Here is a 16,304-nt window from a genome sequence, read left to right on the forward strand (position 1 = left end):
CTGCCGCGCGATGAGCGCGCGACGCAGCCCCAGCAGAGAGAGAAAACTATGTTTGGAAAAGGCGGATTGGGCAACCTGATGAAACAGGCCCAGCAGATGCAGGATAAAATGGCCAAAGTTCAGGAAGAGATCGCCGCGCTGGAAGTGACCGGCGAATCAGGTGCTGGCCTGGTCAAAGTCACCATCAACGGCGCGCATAACTGCCGTCGCGTGGAAGTCGATCCCAGCCTGCTGGAAGATGACAAAGATATGCTGGAAGATCTGATCGCTGCGGCCTTCAATGATGCCGCGCGCCGCATCGATGAAACGCAGAAAGAGAAAATGGCTTCCGTGTCTGCCGGTATGCAGCTGCCGCCAGGCTTCAAGATGCCGTTCTGATGCAAACCAGTCCACTGCTTGAATCTTTGATGGAGTCGCTGCGTTGCCTGCCGGGCGTGGGTCCGAAGTCGGCGCAGCGTATGGCGTTTCATTTGTTGCAGCGTGATCGCAGCGGTGGCATGCGTCTGGCGCAGGCGTTAACCCGTGCCATGTCGGAGATCGGCCACTGTGCCGATTGCCGCACCTTCACCGAGCAGGAAATCTGTACCATCTGCGCCAATCCGCGTCGTCAGCAAAACGGCCAGATTTGCGTGGTGGAAAGTCCGGCGGATATCCACGCCATTGAGCAGACCGGCCAGTTTGCCGGGCGCTACTTTGTGTTGATGGGGCATCTGTCGCCGCTGGATGGCATTGGCCCGCAGGATATCGGTCTGGATCGCCTTGAGCAGCGCCTGGAGCAGGAAACGTTGCAGGAAGTGATCCTCGCCACCAATCCAACGGTGGAAGGGGACGCGACGGCAAACTATATCGCCGAGCTGTGCAACCAGTATGGCGTCGATGCCAGCCGCATTGCGCACGGTGTACCGGTGGGTGGTGAGCTGGAAATGGTCGATGGTACCACCCTGTCGCACTCGCTGGCCGGACGTCACAAGATTAAATTCTGAGCACTTGCCGGTGTCATCACTGACACCGGCTTGAAATTCTCCGTACCATCCCCATCTCTTCCTCAACGTTCGATCAACCCGATTCAGTTGAGGTAGCAATGACCATGAAAGGACAAGAGACGCGTGGCTTCCAGTCAGAGGTAAAACAACTTCTGCACCTGATGATCCATTCCCTCTATTCAAATAAAGAGATTTTCCTGCGTGAACTGATCTCCAACGCCTCTGATGCGGCTGACAAACTGCGCTTCCGCGCGCTGTCGGCAGCGGATCTGTATGAAGGCGACGGCGAGCTGCGTGTGCGGATCTCGGTCGACAAGGAAAATCGTACGCTGACGCTGAGCGACAACGGCATCGGCATGCGTCGTGATGAGGTGATTGAGAACCTCGGCACCATCGCAAAATCAGGCACCAAAGCGTTCCTGGAATCGATGGGTTCTGACTCGGCAAAAGACAGCCAGCTGATCGGCCAGTTTGGTGTCGGTTTCTACTCCGCATTTATCGTGGCCGATAAAGTCACGGTGCGCACGCGCGCCGCCGGTGCCAGCGCTGATGAAGGCGTGTTCTGGGAATCTGCCGGCGAAGGTGAATATACCCTCGCAGAAATCGAAAAAGCCGATCGCGGCACTGAAATCACCCTGCATATGCGTGAAGGCGAGGATGAGTTCCTCGATGCCTGGCGCGTGCGCAGCATCATCAGTAAATATTCCGATCACATCGCGCTGCCGGTAGAAATCGAAAGCAAAGATGAAGAAAGCGACGCTACCAGCTGGGAAAAGATCAACAAAGCCCAGGCGCTGTGGACGCGTAACAAAGCTGAGATCAGCGACGAAGAGTACAACGAATTCTACAAACATATCGCCCATGACTTCAGCGATCCGGCGATCTGGAGCCACAATCGTGTGGAAGGTAAGCAGGAGTACACCAGCCTGCTGTATATCCCGGCGCGTGCCCCGTTCGACATGTGGAACCGCGACCATAAACACGGCTTGAAACTTTATGTTCAGCGCGTGTTTATCATGGATGATGCTGAACAGTTTATGCCGAACTATCTGCGTTTCGTGCGTGGTCTGATCGACTCCAATGACCTGCCGCTCAACGTGTCGCGCGAGATCCTGCAAGACAGCCGCGTAACGCAAAGCCTGCGTGGTGCGCTGACCAAACGCAGCCTGCAAATGCTGGAAAAGCTGGCGAAAGATGACACGGAAAAATATCAGCAGTTCTGGAAAGAGTTCGGTCTGGTACTGAAAGAAGGTCCGGCGGAAGATAATGCCAACCAGCAGCAGATCGCGAAGTTGCTGCGTTTTGCCACCACGCAAAGCGAAGGCGCGGAACAAACTATCTCGCTGGATGACTACCTGAGCCGTATGGTGGAAGGCCAGGATAAGATTTACTACATCACCGCCGACAGCTACGCCGCGGCGAAAAGCAGCCCACATCTGGAGCTGTTCCGTAAGAAAGGTATCGAGGTGCTGCTGCTGTCCGACCGCATCGACGAATGGATGATGAGCTATCTCACCGAGTTTGACGGCAAATCCTTCCAGTCAGTGAGCAAAGCGGATGAATCGCTGAGCAAGCTGGCCGACGAAGAAACCGAAGAACAGAAGGAAGCGGAAAAGGCGCTGGAACCGTTTGTTGATCGCGTGAAAACCCTGCTGGGTGAGCGTGTCAAAGAGGTGCGTTTAACTCATCGTCTGACGGATACCCCGGCAATTGTCACCACTGATGCCAATGAAATGAGCACCCAGATGGCAAAACTTTTTGCCGCGGCGGGCCAGGACGTGCCGGATGTGAAGTACATCTTCGAACTGAACCCGGATCACACGCTGGTGAAACGCGTGGCAGATACCCAGGATGAAAGCCGCTTTGGCGAATGGGTGGAGTTGTTGCTGGATCAGGCGTTGCTGGCCGAACGCGGTACGCTGGACGATCCGAACCAGTTTATCCGTCGTATGAACCAGCTGCTGACGGCATAACGCTAATTACATCTGACCCGTAGCGGCGCGATTTATCGCGCTCTGTTAAAAACAGCGCAATAAATTGCGCCGCTACCCATCAATGCAGCGCCTCGTCCCGTAACCAATCGCGAAACAAGGTAATCTCCGCATCATGCTGGCGTGAGGCTTTGGTCATCATCCAGGTGGCACGGTCCACACGCACAAAGCCGAGTGGGGCGATTAACGTACCGTCGTTTAACTCCTGACGCACCAGCAGACGCGGTGCCATGATCACGCCCAACCCATTTCTTGCCGCCTGGATACCCAGGGTGAGATTGTCGAAATGTTTACCTACCCAAAAATTACCCCGGGTGCCGCTGGTTTTCGACCATTCAGCCCAGGCATGCAGCCGCGTGTCGGCATGCAGCAGCGGTAACGTTGCCAGGTCCTGTTCATTCTGGAAACGCGCCGCAAATTGCGGGGCGCAGAGCGGGCCAATGTAATCATCGCTGATCAGCGTGGCATCAATATCGTCGTCAGGTGACTGTTCATAGCTGAGAATCAGCACGTCAGTGTGTTCGCTGCGCAGCAGATCGATCTCCACCAACTGCTGGAACTGGATCTCAATGTCGGGATAACGCAGATAAAAGCTGCTGATACGGGGAATCAGCCATTGGGAAAGAAAACTGGGTGCGCAGGAGACGCTGAGATGGTGGCGCATCCCGGTACGAATACTTTCGCAGGTGGTGGAAAGTTCGCTAAAGGCTTTCTGGCAACTAACCAGCAAGCGCTCACCATGTGAGGTTAATTTGACGCGTCCATTGGTGCGAACAAACAGAGGCTTGCCCATCCAGCTTTCCAGCTGACGAACCTGATGGCTGATGGCGCTGTGAGTCACATGCAAACGTTCAGCGGCTACGCTAAAGCTGCTGTGCAGGGCCGCCTGGTGAAAATAATGCAGTGCACGTAACGAAGGTAGCCCGGTCATACTCATCCCCTGTGTAAAAACCTAACAGGGATTGTCAGTTTATATCATTTCAAAGTCCAGCCGCATTGGCCTAACCTTTCCCCCTGATTATGGCGGGTTGACTGGCAGGCGTCTCTGTGTTTACGCCGGTGATTTTCGCCATGGACCTCAGCATCACCCGCCATCCCACGCAGCAAAAAATAAGAGAATAATCACGTGATGGCTCGACAGAATGCTTCTGCCAGGGCGGCGGCGCGCGATCGGCTTCGCGGCTTGCTTTCCCGTCACTACCGGCTGGAACAGTATGACCTGTTCTTTGCACCTTCATTACATATTGCGCGGGTGTTGCTCTCGCAGCTGTTCTTACGTCAGGAGCAGGCGCGCAATCAGTCTCGTTTTGCCTCGCAATATCGCGCCAGTGAATTAAGCGTATTACCGGCGGTTCCCGTTATGGCGGGGAATATCGCGCTGATTGAACATGTTGATCTGTTCTATGGCCGCGTGCGTCCGCTGGATGAGTGCCAAAGCCAGGGCGTAACGGATGCGTCTGAGTCTTTTGCCTCGCAATTGCACCGTCGTCTGATCAGCGATGCCCGGTTGTTTGTGGCACGTCTGGATCGCCACGCAGAATTAAGCGCAGATCTGGTGTTGATCGCCCTGCGTACCCAGGACTTCAGTACGCTGGTGCGCAGCGAGTTGCGGTTGTTCGAACAGGGCCTGGCTCTCGGCGATACGCCGGAGCAGGCGCTGGCGCAGATGGCCGCAGCGGGATGGCGACCTTACAATATCGCCAGTGTCGACACCATCACGCTGGAAGCGCCATTTTCACTGCAATCTCTCCAGCAGCCTGGTCTGCCATTCGCGCTTCTGCCGACGGTGCCAGGCCCGTCGCAACAGGAGCCGCATCCCGATTTGCAGCTATGGCCAGTACAAAGGCGCATGTTGTTACGTGCCAATGTGCGGGGTAGCGCAACCAAAAGTCAGAATATGACCAGTACCCTGGCGAAACGTCTGCGCGAGCTGCTGAATAACGGTCGCGATTCTGAAAAAGTGGAAAAATCCCGCATCGGACTGGTATCAGCAACAAAAGGCAGTAAAGTAGGACATTAGGCGTAACCGCGCCCCCTTTCCTTGTGGTGCGCGGGTCATAATGGTATGGTCTTCGCCTTCTCAGATTGATCAATGCGATTCGCAAGGGGAATTACGCAATGCGTATTATTCTGCTCGGGGCACCGGGCGCAGGTAAGGGCACTCAGGCTCAATTCATCATGGAGAAATACGGTATTCCGCAAATCTCCACTGGCGACATGCTGCGTGCGGCAGTGAAAGCAGGCACCGAACTGGGCCAGCAGGCGAAAGCCATTATGGATGCCGGTAAACTGGTGACCGACGAGCTGGTTATTGCGCTGGTTAAAGAGCGTATTACCCAGGAAGACTGCAAAAACGGCTTCCTGCTTGATGGCTTCCCGCGCACCATTCCGCAGGCTGATGCGATGAAAGAGGCGGGTATCAGCGTCGATTTCGTGCTGGAGTTTGCCGTGCCGGATGAACTGATTGTGGATCGCATTGTTGGCCGTCGTGTGCATGCGCCGTCTGGCCGCGTTTATCACATCAAATACAATCCGCCGAAAGTGGAAGGTAAAGATGATGCGACCGGCGAAGAGCTGACCACGCGTAAAGACGACCAGGAAGAAACCGTGCGTAAACGTCTGGTGGAATACCATCAGTTGACCGCGCCGCTGATTGCTTACTACAGCAAAGAAGCAGAAGCCGGTAACACGCAGTACCACAAAATCGACGGCACCCGCCAGGTTGCTGAAGTGAGTGCACAGCTGGCGACCATCCTCGGTTAAGCCATCTCAGGGCCGGTTTACCGGCCCTTTTGCAGCAATTGCTTTCCCCTCCTGCTTTTTCCGCTACAATTTCTCCCGATTTTGACCCATTCGTTTTAACAGCAAGGAAATACAATGAGGCAAGAAAAGCCCGGGGTTTTACTGGTTAATTTAGGCACACCAGAGGCACCTACTACGCCAGCGGTTAAACGTTATCTGAAACAATTCCTTGGTGACCCGCGCGTGGTTGATACGCCGCGCTGGCTGTGGTGGCCGATTCTTAACTTCATCATTTTGCCGTTCCGATCGCCGCGCGTGTCCAAATTGTATGGATCGGTATGGATGGAGGAAGGTTCCCCGCTGATGGTGTTCAGCCAGCGGCAACGTGCTGCACTGGCGCAGCAGCTGGATATGCCGGTAGAGCTGGGGATGAGCTACGGCCAGCCGAGCCTTGATGGCGCACTCAAAAGCCTGCTGGCACAGGGCGTGACCAAATTGATTGTGCTGCCGCTCTATCCGCAATTCTCCTGCTCAACGGTGGCTGCCGTGTGGGATGGCCTGGCGTCCAGCTTCAAACCGCTGCGTTCACTGCCAGAAGTGGCATTTATCCGTGATTATGCCGAGCATCCGGCCTACATCGCCGCCCTGAAAGCATCCGTTGAGCGCTCGTTTGCCCAGCATGGCGAGCCGGATTTGCTGGTTCTTTCTTATCATGGCATCCCGCAGCGTTTCGCTGACGAAGGTGATGATTATCCTCTGCGCTGTAAAGACACCACCGATGCGCTGGCGGCTGCGCTGGGGATTGCCCCGCACAAAATTATGATGACCTTCCAGTCACGCTTTGGCCGCGAGCCGTGGCTGACGCCTTACACCGATGAAACCATGCAGGGTTTGCCTGCGAAAGGAATCAAACATGTACAGGTGATGAGTCCGGGCTTTGCCGCCGACTGTCTCGAAACGCTTGAGGAGATTAGCGAGCAGAATCGTGAATTTTTCCTGCACGCGGGCGGTGAAAAGTTTGAGTACATCCCTGCGCTCAACGCGGACGATGAACACATCGCAATGATGGTTCAGCTGGTCAACGCACGCCGTTAAGGGAGCGGCAGAGAATGTGCTATCATTCTCTGCCTGATTTTCCACACGGCATCCTCCATGAAATTTCCCGGCAAACGTAAATCCAAACACTATTTCCCCGTTAGCGCGCGTGATCCGCTGCTCCAGGTTTCACAACAGATTCAGGAGGAGGGGAGCTGGGTGGTCGGTATTGACCAGACGCTGGTGGATATCGAAGCGAAAGTCGATGAGGATTTTCTGCAACGCTACGGCCTCAGCGCCGGCCATTCGCTGGTCATTGATGACGCAACTGCCGAAGCGCTCTACAACGAGTTGTTGCGTGATCAGTTGATTAGCCACCAGTTTGCCGGTGGCACCATTGGCAATACGCTGCATAACTACTCGGTGCTGGCCGATGACCGTTCGGTGCTGCTGGGGGTGATGTGCAGCAACATCCAGATTGGCAGCTATGCCTATCGCTACCTGTGCAACACCTCCAGCCGTATGGACCTCAACTATTTGCAGGGCGTTGATGGCGCGATTGGCCGCTGCTTTACCCTGATTGGGGAGCAGGGCGAGCGAACGTTTGCCATCAGCCCGGGGCTGATGAACCAGTTACAGGTTGCCAGCATCCCGGAAGAGGTGATTGCGGGGGCTTCCGCGCTGGTGCTCACCTCCTATCTGGTGCGTTGCCAGCCGGGCGAACCAATGCCAGCCGCGACGCTGCGCGCGATTGAGTATGCCAGACAACATAATGTGCCGGTGGTACTGACGCTGGGCACCAAATACGTCATTCAGGATGATCCGCAGTTCTGGCGTGATTTTCTGCGCGACCATGTCTCCATTGTGGCGATGAATGAGGAAGAAGCCCTGGCGCTGACCGGTGAAGCAGACCCACTGCTGGCAGCCAATATGGCACTGGACTGGGTCGATCTGGTGTTGTGCACGGCTGGGCCAAGCGGGCTCTATATGGCGGGCTTTACCGAAGAGGAATATAAACGTAAAACCAACCATCCGTTGCTGCCGGGAGCGATTGCGGAATTTAACCAGTTTGAGTTCAGCCGTGCGATGCGCCAGCGGGATTGCCAGCAACCGCTGCGTATTTTCTCGCATATCGCCCCGTATATGGGCGGGCCCGAAAAGATCATGAACACCAATGGCGCGGGCGATGCGGCTCTTGCGGCACTGCTGCATGACATCACAGCCAATAGCTTCCATCGCCAGAAAGTGCCGAACTCCAGTAAGCATGCACGGGAATATCTGACCTATTCGTCACTGGCGCAGGTGTGTAAATATGCTAACCGCGTCAGTTATCAGGTGCTGAATCAACACTCACCACGCCTGATGCGTGGCCTGCCGGAGCGCGAGGATAGCCTGGAAGAGTCGTACTGGGACAGGTAAGCCTATAACCCGTAGCGGCGCGATTTATCGCGCGTCTTTTAAAACCAGCGCGATAAATCGCGCCGCTACGGCATTAAACCTTCAAATCAAATCGGGCACTCACGCACAATCGGGTTTTGCGCGATTTCTTCTTGCAGCATATGCAGCATGCTGTTGGCGATTTCGCGTTCACCCATCACCACCCGATTAGCACCACGCTCAAGAATGTATTCCACCTCGTCGTCATAATGGGCGCGGGCTATGATCTCAATATTGTCGCGCTTTTCACGGGCGGCAGTGACAATCTCGCCCGCTTCATAACCATTGGGGATGGTCAGCAGCAGCCAGCGTGCGCAGTCAAGTCGCGCCAGTTCCATGATATCGCTACGGGCGGCATTGCCCAGCACCGCTTTGATGCCTTGTTCGCGCAGGGCTTCGACGCGTGGCCGTGAGTTCTCCACCACCACCAGCGGAACATCAGCTTCTATCAGTTTTTGCCCCAGCAGGCTGCCGACGCGCCCATAACCCACAATCACCGCGTGATCGCAGATATCCACCGGAATCTGCTTTTCTTCCTCAATGGCTTCCTCCAGCGTTTGTTCTTCCATGGTCTCGGTTTTATCGAGATAGCGTTCCAGCAGGGTGAACAGAATCGGGTTGAGCATAATCGAGAGAATGGCGGCGGCCAGCACCAGATTGCGCCCTTCATGGCTTAGCAGGCCCAGCGAGATGCCCAGACCAGCCAGAATAAAGGCAAATTCGCCAATCTGCGCCAGGCTGACGGAAATCGTCAGGGCGGTACGGCGCGAGTGACCCAGCAGCGTTACCAGCAGCCAGGCGGCCACGGATTTACCCACCACGATGATCACCAGCGCACCCAGCACCGCCAGCGGCTGCTCGATCAGGATCATCGGGTCGAACAGCATGCCAACCGAGACGAAAAACAACACGGCAAACGCATCGCGCAGCGGCAATGTATCGTGTGCGGCGCGGTGGCTCAGTTCCGATTCATTCAGCACCATACCGGCGAAGAATGCGCCGAGGGCAAAGGAGACATCAAAAAACTCCACCGCGCCGAAAGCGATACCCAGCGCCAGCGCCAGTACCGCAAGCGTGAACAGCTCGCGGGAGCCGGTGGCCGCGCTTTTCGCCAGAATCCACGGCACCGCACGACGGCCCACGACCATCATCAGCACCATAAAGGCGACCACTTTACCGATGGTCATTAACAGATCCCACGCCAGCAGCGTCGGGCTGGCGTTGCCCTGTTCCAGCATACCCGCGATGGCGGGCAGCAGTACCAGCGTCAGGACCATCACCAGGTCTTCCACAATCAGCCAGCCAATGGCGATTTGCCCGCGCTGGCTATCAATCAGCTGACGCTCCTCCAGTGCACGCAGCAACACCACGGTGCTGGCAGTGGAGAGACACAGACCAAACACCAGTCCGGTCATCACTGACCAGCCCAGCGCCCACGACAGCCCCATTCCCAGCAGCGTTGCCACGGCGATTTGCGCGACAGCGCCAGGAATGGCGACGGACTTTACCGACATCAAATCCTTCAGCGAAAAGTGCAACCCCACACCAAACATCAGCAGAATGACGCCTAACTCAGCCAGTTCAGGTGCCAGATTGGTATCCGCGACGAAGCCGGGGGTAAAGGGACCCGCCATCACCCCAGCCAGTAAATAACCGACCAGCGGCGAGATGCGCAGGCGATTGGCCAGCATACCAAGGAGAAAGGCGAGGACCAGCGCCCCGACAATGGTGGTGATCAACGGTGTGGTGTGATGCATGCCTGTCTCCTTGTGTGCAAATGTATCCGCTTGTAACAACCAAGTTTACTGCACAATTGCTAACGGCGTTTATACATTTGCGAAGAATATGTGGAAAACTGACAAAAATGCTGCCGAAGCGTCATTTTCATCAGTTATCTCCCTCTATCGGCAGGATTTATGCTGAACTGCGGGGGAAGAGAAAAATAATTCCCCCCGCAAAGTGGCTCAGGCGTGGCGATTATCAGGCAGGAAAGCGGTCAAAAGGCCGATAAGTGGCAGCCAGGCACAGATTTGATAAACCCATTCGATGCTGGTGTGGTCTGCTACTACGCCGAGTACGGCGGCACCCAATCCCCCCATACCGAAGGCAAAACCGAAAAATAGCCCGGAAACCATACCGATACGTCCCGGCAGCAGCTCCTGCGCATAGACCAGAATGGCGGAAAACGCTGAGGCGAGAATCAGACCAATAATCACGCTCAATACGCTGGTCCACATTAATGAGGCATGCGGCAAAAGTAGCGTGAAGGGGGCCACGCCCAGTATTGAACCCCAGATAACATATTTACGGCCAATCTTATCGCCAATCGGCCCGCCAATAATGGTGCCAGCCGCCACTGCGCCCAAAAAGGCAAACAGATGAAACTGTGATGCCTGCACCGAGAGGCCGAATTTCTGCATTAAATAGAAGGTGTAGTAACTACTCAGGCTGGTGAGATAGAAATACTTGGAGAAAATCAGCAGCAACAAAATGCTGATCGCCAGCACCACTTTTTTGCGTGGCAGCGGGTTTGCTGGTGTCGCCGTGGTTTTGGCTTTGGCGGCGCGCTGCTGGTGGCTATACCAGCGGCTGACCTGCAACAACACGATAATCCCCAGCAGCGCTGCCAGCACAAACCAGCCGAGGTGGCCTTTGCCATAAGGGGCGACAATCATCGCTGCCAGCAGCGGGCCGAGGGCGCTGCCAAAGTTACCGCCCACCTGGAACAGCGATTGCGCCAGACCATGACGTCCACCCGACGCCATACGCGCCACGCGTGATGATTCCGGATGAAAGACCGATGATCCGCTCCCTACCAGTGCAGCCGCCAGCAGAACCTGGACATAATCACTGGCAAAGGTCAGCAGCACCAGGCCACAGAGCGTAAAACCCATTCCCACCGGGAGTGACCAGGGTTTTGGATATTTGTCGGTGTAATAACCCACCAGCGGTTGCAGCAGAGAGGCGGTGACCTGAAAAGTCAGGGTGATCAGGCCAATCTGCACAAAGTTAAGGCTAAAATCTTTTTGCAACAGCGGGTAAATCGCCAGCAGCAGTGACTGCAACATATCATTCAGCAGATGAGCGAGGCTGATAGCCCCTAAAATGCCAAATGCAGTACGCGCCGGTGCGCGTGTCGGGGAGGTGAGGGTATGATCGCTTGCCATAAAATTCCTGAAATGTGTCAATTTTCGTTATCAAGTTGTTACTTCTCACATGACTCTATAAGCCTTTCATCTTGAGTTAAAGTGCGATCTGTGCGACACAGAAGGGCGATAAAGCACATAAAGTCCACTGGTTAGTGGGAAAACGCAGAATAAGGAGATCGGCTTTGTTGTTACTACCCCGCAGAACGCATTGGCTGGCGTTGATCATCTTACTGTTGCCGATGCTGGCACAGGCATGGCAAACCGATCGCACCTACCGTCTGACTATCCTGCATACCAACGATCAGCACGGCCATTACTGGCCCAACGCGCAGGGCGAGTATGGCCTCGCGGCGCAGAAAACCCTGATGGATTTCCAGCGCTATGATGCCCAGTCCAAAGGGAACGGTGTATTGATTCTGTCGGGTGGTGACGTGAATACCGGGGTGCCGGAGTCTGATTTGCTGGATGCCGAACCCGATATCCGTGGCATGAACCTGGTGGGCTATGATGCGATGGCGCTGGGGAATCATGAGTTTGATAAGCCGCTCAGCGTGTTACAGAAACAGCAAAAATGGGCCAAATTTCCCTTTCTTTCTGCCAATATTTACGACAAAAGCACCGGTAAGCGGCTGTTCAAACCCTGGGCCATCTTCAATCGCATGGGGCTGAAAGTTGCGGTGATCGGCCTGACCACCACCGATACGCTGCGCATTGCCAATCCCGCCAGCGTCGCTACCCTGGAGATTCGCGATCCGGTCACGGAGACCGAAAAAGCGGTTGCGGAATTACGTGCCAGCGTAAAACCGGATGTGATCATTGCGCTGACCCATATGGGCCATTATGACGATGGCAGGCACGGCAGCAATGCACCGGGCGATGTCGAGCTGGCACGCAGCCTGCCACCCGGCACCATTAACCTGATTGTCGGTGGTCACTCGCATGATGCGGTCTGTATGGAAAAAGAGAATGTCAGCGTCAAAAATTATCAGCCGGGCCAGCCCTGCCAGCCAGATCGCCAGAATGGTGTGTGGATCGTGCAGGCGAAAGAGTGGGGTAAATATGTCGGGCGCGGCGATTTTACTTTCCGCAACGGGGAGCTGACGTTGGAAAATTACCAGCTGATCCCGGTTAACCTGAAGCACAAGGTGAAGAATTTCGACGGCAGCGAGTCATGGCTGACCTGGCAGGAAGAAATTCCGCAGAACCCGGCGATGATGAAACTGCTGACCCCTTTCCAGAAACGGGCTGAAGCAAAACTGGATGTGAAGGTGGGCAGCAGCGACGGTGTTTTTGTCGGCGATCGTGATCAGGTACGTTTTGTACAAACTAATCTGGGGCAGCTGATTTTGCGTGCTCAGATGGCAGCGACCAAAGCGGACTTTGCGGTGATGAGCGGCGGTGGCATTCGCACGTCGCTGGCGCAGGGAGAGATCAGCTGGCGCGATTTATTGCAGGTACAGCCCTTCAGCAACCAGGTGGTATCCGTGACGCTGACTGGCCGGGAATTGCTGGCTTATCTGGCCACGGTCGCCAACATCAAAACCGATGCGGGTGGCTTTGCGCAGTTTGCCCATATCAGCCTGGTGGCCGATGGCAGCAGCGTCAGTGAGGTGAAAATCAATGGTGTCCCGCTGGATAGGGATAAAACCTATCGCATGGCGACCAACAGTTTTAACGCCACTGGCGGGGATGGTTATCCGCGCATCGACAGCCATGCGGGTTATACCAATACCGGGTTACGTGATGCTGATGTTTTGCGTGACTGGGTAAGTCAGCATTCACCACTGAAAGTGAGTGATTATGCGCCAGGCGATGGCATCGTTCATCTGACGGAAGCACAGAAGCAGCAGCGGGACAAAGTGCAGGAGCCACCGCAGGAAAAACCAAAGAAGCGCAGCTATCCGCAAACGGTGCTGGCGTGGATTCTGCCCCATGCGGTGGAGAAATAATTCCACGCCATTGCGCGATAAATCGCGCCGCTACGCCAGGTGCGCGAATGTACGCCGTGCCTGAATCGCACACCGGTTTGTCGCGGGGTGATTTATCACGCGGGTTTGGTGTGGTCCGATGCTCAGGCCTGACATGACTTACGCGTCAGCCAGCGCTGGCGCAACTTATCCCATAACCAGTTATACGCCACGGTATAGGGCAGGAAGAACAGGAAAAACGCCACTTCCAGCATAAAGGCTTCCAGCAGGGAAATACTGAGCATCCAGGCAGCGATCGGCAAGCCAATCACGATAAAGCCACCTTCAAATCCCAGCGCGTGCAGAATACGTAGCAGCGGGCCACGATGGACTTTGCCTGGCGGGCACAGCCGATCAAAACCGGTGTTGTAAATCATGTTCCACAGCATGGCGACGGTCGACAGCATAATCGCCAGCGATCCCATCTGAAACAGTGGCTTTTCCATCGCCCAGGCTGCCAGCGGTGCCACAGTTAAAATCGCCAGAACTTCAAAGCATGCGGCGTGATAAAAACGTTCTTTTAATGAACGGGTACGCATAAAAACCTCCTGATTTGTTACGCGGCACATTTTCTCACTTGCTAATGCTAAGATAAAATGAACACCTATCGATAAAAGCGATGGATAACTATGAAATACTCCCCGGAATCCCTTGAGGCTTTTGTTCAGACTGTGTCCAGCGGCTCCTTTTCTGCTGCTGCGCGTGCGCTGGGCAAAAGCCAGTCCACCATCAGCAGCGCGGTGGCGAATCTGGAAGATGATTTAGGGTTTATGCTGTTTGATCGTCAGGGACGTCAGCCGGTATTAACCGAGCAGGGCCAACGCGCCCTGGCGCAGGTGCAGCAAATTCTGGCGGCCAGCCAGCGACTGGATGAACTGGCGGTGCGGCTGGCGCAGGGCGTGGAGCCACGCCTCAGCCTGGCGATTTCTGATTTCTGGCAGGCGGATCATCATGAAAATCTGCTGACCCGTTTTGAGGCACGTTATCCGGATATCGAATTTGAATGCATGATCGCGGAAGACGCTGATGTGCTGGATCTGCTCCAGGCCGGGCGAGTGCATCTGGGCGTGGTGCGCGCTCAGCCTGCGCTGCCAGCGGATATTGCGGTAACGCGTTTGCAGGTCGGGGCGCAGATGGCGATTTATCTGCATCAGGATCACCCGCTGGCGCAACAGGCACAGGTCAGCGAGGGGCAACTGGGCGATCTGCGTCAGTTGCGGCTCAACACCTGGGTGGAAACGCGCGAACCGATGCCCGCTGGCCGGGTGTGGTCAGCGCCTTCCTATCTGTTATTGCTGGAGATGGCAGAACAGGGGTTTGGCTGGAGTGTGCTGCCGCGCTGGCTGGTGCAGCAGTTTGGTCATCAGGTATTGCAGGAGTTGCCAGTGCCGGGATGGCCGCAGCATATTGCGGTGGAAGCGGTCTGGTCGCGGCGCAATCCGCCCGGACCTGCCGGGCGTTGGATGATCGATCAACTCTGCGCTCAGCAACCTGCTTAATCGCGTCGGGCGACATCAGCCAGCGGCGCATCCAGCAGACGTGACAGATCCTGCGCCGCCAGCTCAATATCCAGCCCACGTTTCCCACCGGAAATAAAAATGGTGGCGAATTCCGCCGCCTGCTGATCAATCACGGTAGGCAGACGTTTTTTCTGCCCCAGTGGGCTGATTCCGCCCACCAGATAACCGGTTACGCGCTGCGCCAGCAGCGGATCAGCCATATCGGCTTTTTTCGCCCCCAGTGCTTTGGCAACTTTCTTTAAATCGAGCTGAGTGGAGACCGGGGTGACGGCCACTGCCAGCTGCTTTGCATCACCATTCAACGCGACCAGCAGCGTTTTGAACACCTGACGTGCATCCAGATTCAGCTTACGTACCGCCTCGTCACCAAAATTGGTTTCATGGCTGTCATGTTCGTAAGGATGCAGGGTAAAGCTGACTTTTTGTTTTTCCAGCAGTTTTACGGCGGGAGTCATTGGTTTAATCCTTGCTAAGAAAAATCTTAAACATATTGTGGCGAATAATGCTGGCGAAATTCTGAACTTTGCGCGAGAATTGGCCCGCGCCAGCCAGTAATGGCTGTGTGATAACCAAAATCATAAACAAATTCTTCTTTGACGGGCCGATAACAATATCGGCCTTCTTTTTTTAGCGCGTCTTTAACAGGCCCGGTAAATTATCATCTCCGTAAAGATGGAGCGCACCCACCGCCACCACATAACGCCCCGGCGGCAGTGCCAGCATCAATTCACGCCAGTGCTGGTTGCGGTTACGCATCAAGGTGTCATTCAGTTCATTGCTAAACGTGGTGGGTAACGCGACCGGTTGCTGTTTCGGCGGGGCATCAAGCCACCAGCTGATCATGGTTTGCAGCAAACGGGCGTTGGTGTGCCAGTGCTCCAGCGTATCCAGCAGCAGCGGCAGGCCATCGTCTGGCAGCGATTTCAGCAGGGCGATTTGCGTATCAGGGCCTTCCAGCTCAATCACCGGCTTGTTAACGTTTTTGGCCGCCTGCAACAACTGATAATCGATGCCGTATTGTGGTCGCAGCCCGAGGCGCTGCGCCTGTTGCGCCTGCAACATCAGGGCAATCTGCCACATGGGCAGATGATCAAACATCGTTATCGATAATGTCAGCTCATCACACAGGGTGCTGAGCCTGCTGAAGGTGGCACTGGCAAGGCGATCTGCCAGCGGCGGCAGCTCGTCACCGTCGGCGAACGGTGAGCCACCCTGGGTAATGTCGGCTTCGACGATCAGTGCATCGGCTTTCGCTAACAGGCGCAGCAGACGGGCAGGTAGCGGCTGCATATCGCGTGAACCCATATGAATGCTGCCGACCAGATGTAACCGGCGATCGCCCAACTGAATATCCATCGCAGGCCAGGGGTAGCTGGCCGGAAAAAGTCGCGATATCAGCTGTGTTACGCATTGCCACAGGCTGCGTCTCATTCCCTGTCCTTTTTAATTCACAAAAATCCATGCTAGCGATTTCGGCGCG

General features: G+C 55.5%; 15 protein-coding genes. 9 read left to right on the forward strand and 6 right to left on the reverse strand.

What is annotated here, in order from left to right; translation table 11 throughout:
• The first annotated feature begins 48 nt into the window (after positions 1–48).
• The 3 genes from CUN67_RS04765 to htpG all read left to right on the forward strand — a co-directional run bounded on the left by CUN67_RS04765 (position 49) and on the right by htpG (position 2,956).
• A complete protein-coding gene (locus tag CUN67_RS04765) occupies positions 49–378 on the forward strand; it encodes a YbaB/EbfC family nucleoid-associated protein (RefSeq protein ID WP_021182290.1) in 330 nt (109 codons plus the stop codon).
• Entirely contained in the window at positions 378–983 is a 606-nt protein-coding gene (gene recR / locus CUN67_RS04770) for a recombination mediator RecR (protein WP_208714224.1), read from the forward strand. The genes CUN67_RS04765 and recR overlap by 1 nt, the downstream gene beginning before the upstream one ends.
• Positions 984–1,081: 98 nt before the next feature.
• Positions 1,082–2,956, forward strand: a complete 1,875-nt coding sequence (htpG, locus tag CUN67_RS04775) for a molecular chaperone HtpG (protein WP_208714225.1) — start codon at positions 1,082–1,084, stop codon at positions 2,954–2,956.
• Positions 2,957–3,035: 79 nt separating this feature from the next.
• Here the strand turns inward: htpG and CUN67_RS04780 are convergent, their stop codons facing one another.
• Positions 3,036–3,905 (reverse strand): LysR substrate-binding domain-containing protein, encoded by an 870-nt coding sequence (locus tag CUN67_RS04780; RefSeq protein ID WP_084873227.1) that lies wholly within the window; start codon positions 3,903–3,905, stop codon positions 3,036–3,038.
• Positions 3,906–4,103: 198 nt separating this feature from the next.
• Here CUN67_RS04780 and CUN67_RS04785 point away from each other — a divergent pair, with 198 nt between their 5' ends.
• The 4 genes from CUN67_RS04785 (at position 4,104) to CUN67_RS04800 (ending at position 8,170) form a co-directional block, all read left to right on the forward strand.
• Complete coding sequence (locus CUN67_RS04785; protein ID WP_208714226.1) at positions 4,104–4,994, forward strand: DUF6024 family protein; 891 nt, start codon at positions 4,104–4,106, stop codon at positions 4,992–4,994.
• A gap of 98 nt (positions 4,995–5,092) precedes the next feature.
• Positions 5,093–5,737 carry an adenylate kinase gene (adk, locus tag CUN67_RS04790; protein WP_208714227.1) on the forward strand — a complete coding sequence of 215 codons (645 nt, stop codon included), beginning with the start codon at positions 5,093–5,095 and terminating at the stop codon, positions 5,735–5,737.
• A gap of 114 nt (positions 5,738–5,851) precedes the next feature.
• Complete coding sequence (gene hemH / locus CUN67_RS04795; protein ID WP_208714228.1) at positions 5,852–6,811, forward strand: ferrochelatase; 960 nt, start codon at positions 5,852–5,854, stop codon at positions 6,809–6,811.
• A 57-nt stretch (positions 6,812–6,868) separates the two neighbouring features.
• Positions 6,869–8,170: an inosine/guanosine kinase gene (locus CUN67_RS04800; protein WP_208714229.1), complete on the forward strand. Its 1,302-nt coding sequence runs from the start codon at positions 6,869–6,871 to the stop codon at positions 8,168–8,170.
• Positions 8,171–8,256: 86 nt separating this feature from the next.
• Here CUN67_RS04800 and ybaL read toward each other — a convergent pair whose 3' ends face one another.
• Both ybaL and CUN67_RS04810 read right to left on the reverse strand, forming a co-directional pair.
• Positions 8,257–9,945 (reverse strand): YbaL family putative K(+) efflux transporter, encoded by a 1,689-nt coding sequence (ybaL, locus tag CUN67_RS04805; RefSeq protein WP_208714230.1) that lies wholly within the window; start codon positions 9,943–9,945, stop codon positions 8,257–8,259.
• 207 nt (positions 9,946–10,152) lie between these two features.
• Positions 10,153–11,355 (reverse strand): MFS transporter, encoded by a 1,203-nt coding sequence (locus tag CUN67_RS04810; RefSeq protein WP_208714231.1) that lies wholly within the window; start codon positions 11,353–11,355, stop codon positions 10,153–10,155.
• 164 nt (positions 11,356–11,519) lie between these two features.
• On the opposite strand from CUN67_RS04810, the gene ushA reads away from it, so the two are divergent.
• Entirely contained in the window at positions 11,520–13,286 is a 1,767-nt protein-coding gene (ushA, locus tag CUN67_RS04815; protein WP_208714232.1) for a bifunctional UDP-sugar hydrolase/5'-nucleotidase UshA, read from the forward strand.
• Positions 13,287–13,408: 122 nt separating this feature from the next.
• Here ushA and CUN67_RS04820 read toward each other — a convergent pair whose 3' ends face one another.
• Positions 13,409–13,843: a multidrug/biocide efflux PACE transporter gene (locus CUN67_RS04820; RefSeq protein ID WP_208714233.1), complete on the reverse strand. Its 435-nt coding sequence runs from the start codon at positions 13,841–13,843 to the stop codon at positions 13,409–13,411.
• A gap of 90 nt (positions 13,844–13,933) precedes the next feature.
• On the opposite strand from CUN67_RS04820, the gene CUN67_RS04825 reads away from it, so the two are divergent.
• Entirely contained in the window at positions 13,934–14,803 is an 870-nt protein-coding gene (locus tag CUN67_RS04825; RefSeq protein WP_208714234.1) for a LysR family transcriptional regulator, read from the forward strand.
• Here CUN67_RS04825 and ybaK read toward each other — a convergent pair.
• Complete coding sequence (ybaK, locus tag CUN67_RS04830) at positions 14,800–15,279, reverse strand: Cys-tRNA(Pro)/Cys-tRNA(Cys) deacylase YbaK (RefSeq protein ID WP_208714235.1); 480 nt, start codon at positions 15,277–15,279, stop codon at positions 14,800–14,802. The genes CUN67_RS04825 and ybaK overlap by 4 nt on opposite strands.
• 172 nt (positions 15,280–15,451) lie before the next feature.
• Positions 15,452–16,255, reverse strand: coding sequence for a TraB/GumN family protein (locus CUN67_RS04835; RefSeq protein WP_208714236.1), 804 nt, complete (start codon positions 16,253–16,255; stop codon positions 15,452–15,454).
• Positions 16,256–16,304: the final 49 nt, after the last annotated feature.

The organism is Pantoea cypripedii, assembly GCF_011395035.1.
Lineage (GTDB): Bacteria > Pseudomonadota > Gammaproteobacteria > Enterobacterales > Enterobacteriaceae > Pantoea > Pantoea cypripedii_A.

Excerpts from the sequence above, each read along its gene's own strand:
- CUN67_RS04800 (WP_208714229.1), top strand. The coding sequence starts at position 6,869 with ATGAAATTTCCCGGCAAACGTAAATCCAAACACTATTTCCCCGTTAGC.
- CUN67_RS04810 (WP_208714231.1), bottom strand. The coding sequence starts at position 11,355 with ATGGCAAGCGATCATACCCTCACCTCCCCGACACGCGCACCGGCGCGT.
- CUN67_RS04765 (WP_021182290.1), top strand. The coding sequence starts at position 49 with ATGTTTGGAAAAGGCGGATTGGGCAACCTGATGAAACAGGCCCAGCAG.
- ybaK (WP_208714235.1), bottom strand. The coding sequence starts at position 15,279 with ATGACTCCCGCCGTAAAACTGCTGGAAAAACAAAAAGTCAGCTTTACC.
- htpG (WP_208714225.1), top strand. The coding sequence starts at position 1,082 with ATGACCATGAAAGGACAAGAGACGCGTGGCTTCCAGTCAGAGGTAAAA.
- CUN67_RS04835 (WP_208714236.1), bottom strand. The coding sequence starts at position 16,255 with ATGAGACGCAGCCTGTGGCAATGCGTAACACAGCTGATATCGCGACTT.
- adk (WP_208714227.1), top strand. The coding sequence starts at position 5,093 with ATGCGTATTATTCTGCTCGGGGCACCGGGCGCAGGTAAGGGCACTCAG.
- ybaL (WP_208714230.1), bottom strand. The coding sequence starts at position 9,945 with ATGCATCACACCACACCGTTGATCACCACCATTGTCGGGGCGCTGGTC.
- CUN67_RS04820 (WP_208714233.1), bottom strand. The coding sequence starts at position 13,843 with ATGCGTACCCGTTCATTAAAAGAACGTTTTTATCACGCCGCATGCTTT.
- CUN67_RS04785 (WP_208714226.1), top strand. The coding sequence starts at position 4,104 with ATGGCTCGACAGAATGCTTCTGCCAGGGCGGCGGCGCGCGATCGGCTT.
- recR (WP_208714224.1), top strand. The coding sequence starts at position 378 with ATGCAAACCAGTCCACTGCTTGAATCTTTGATGGAGTCGCTGCGTTGC.
- hemH (WP_208714228.1), top strand. The coding sequence starts at position 5,852 with ATGAGGCAAGAAAAGCCCGGGGTTTTACTGGTTAATTTAGGCACACCA.
- CUN67_RS04780 (WP_084873227.1), bottom strand. The coding sequence starts at position 3,905 with ATGACCGGGCTACCTTCGTTACGTGCACTGCATTATTTTCACCAGGCG.
- CUN67_RS04825 (WP_208714234.1), top strand. The coding sequence starts at position 13,934 with ATGAAATACTCCCCGGAATCCCTTGAGGCTTTTGTTCAGACTGTGTCC.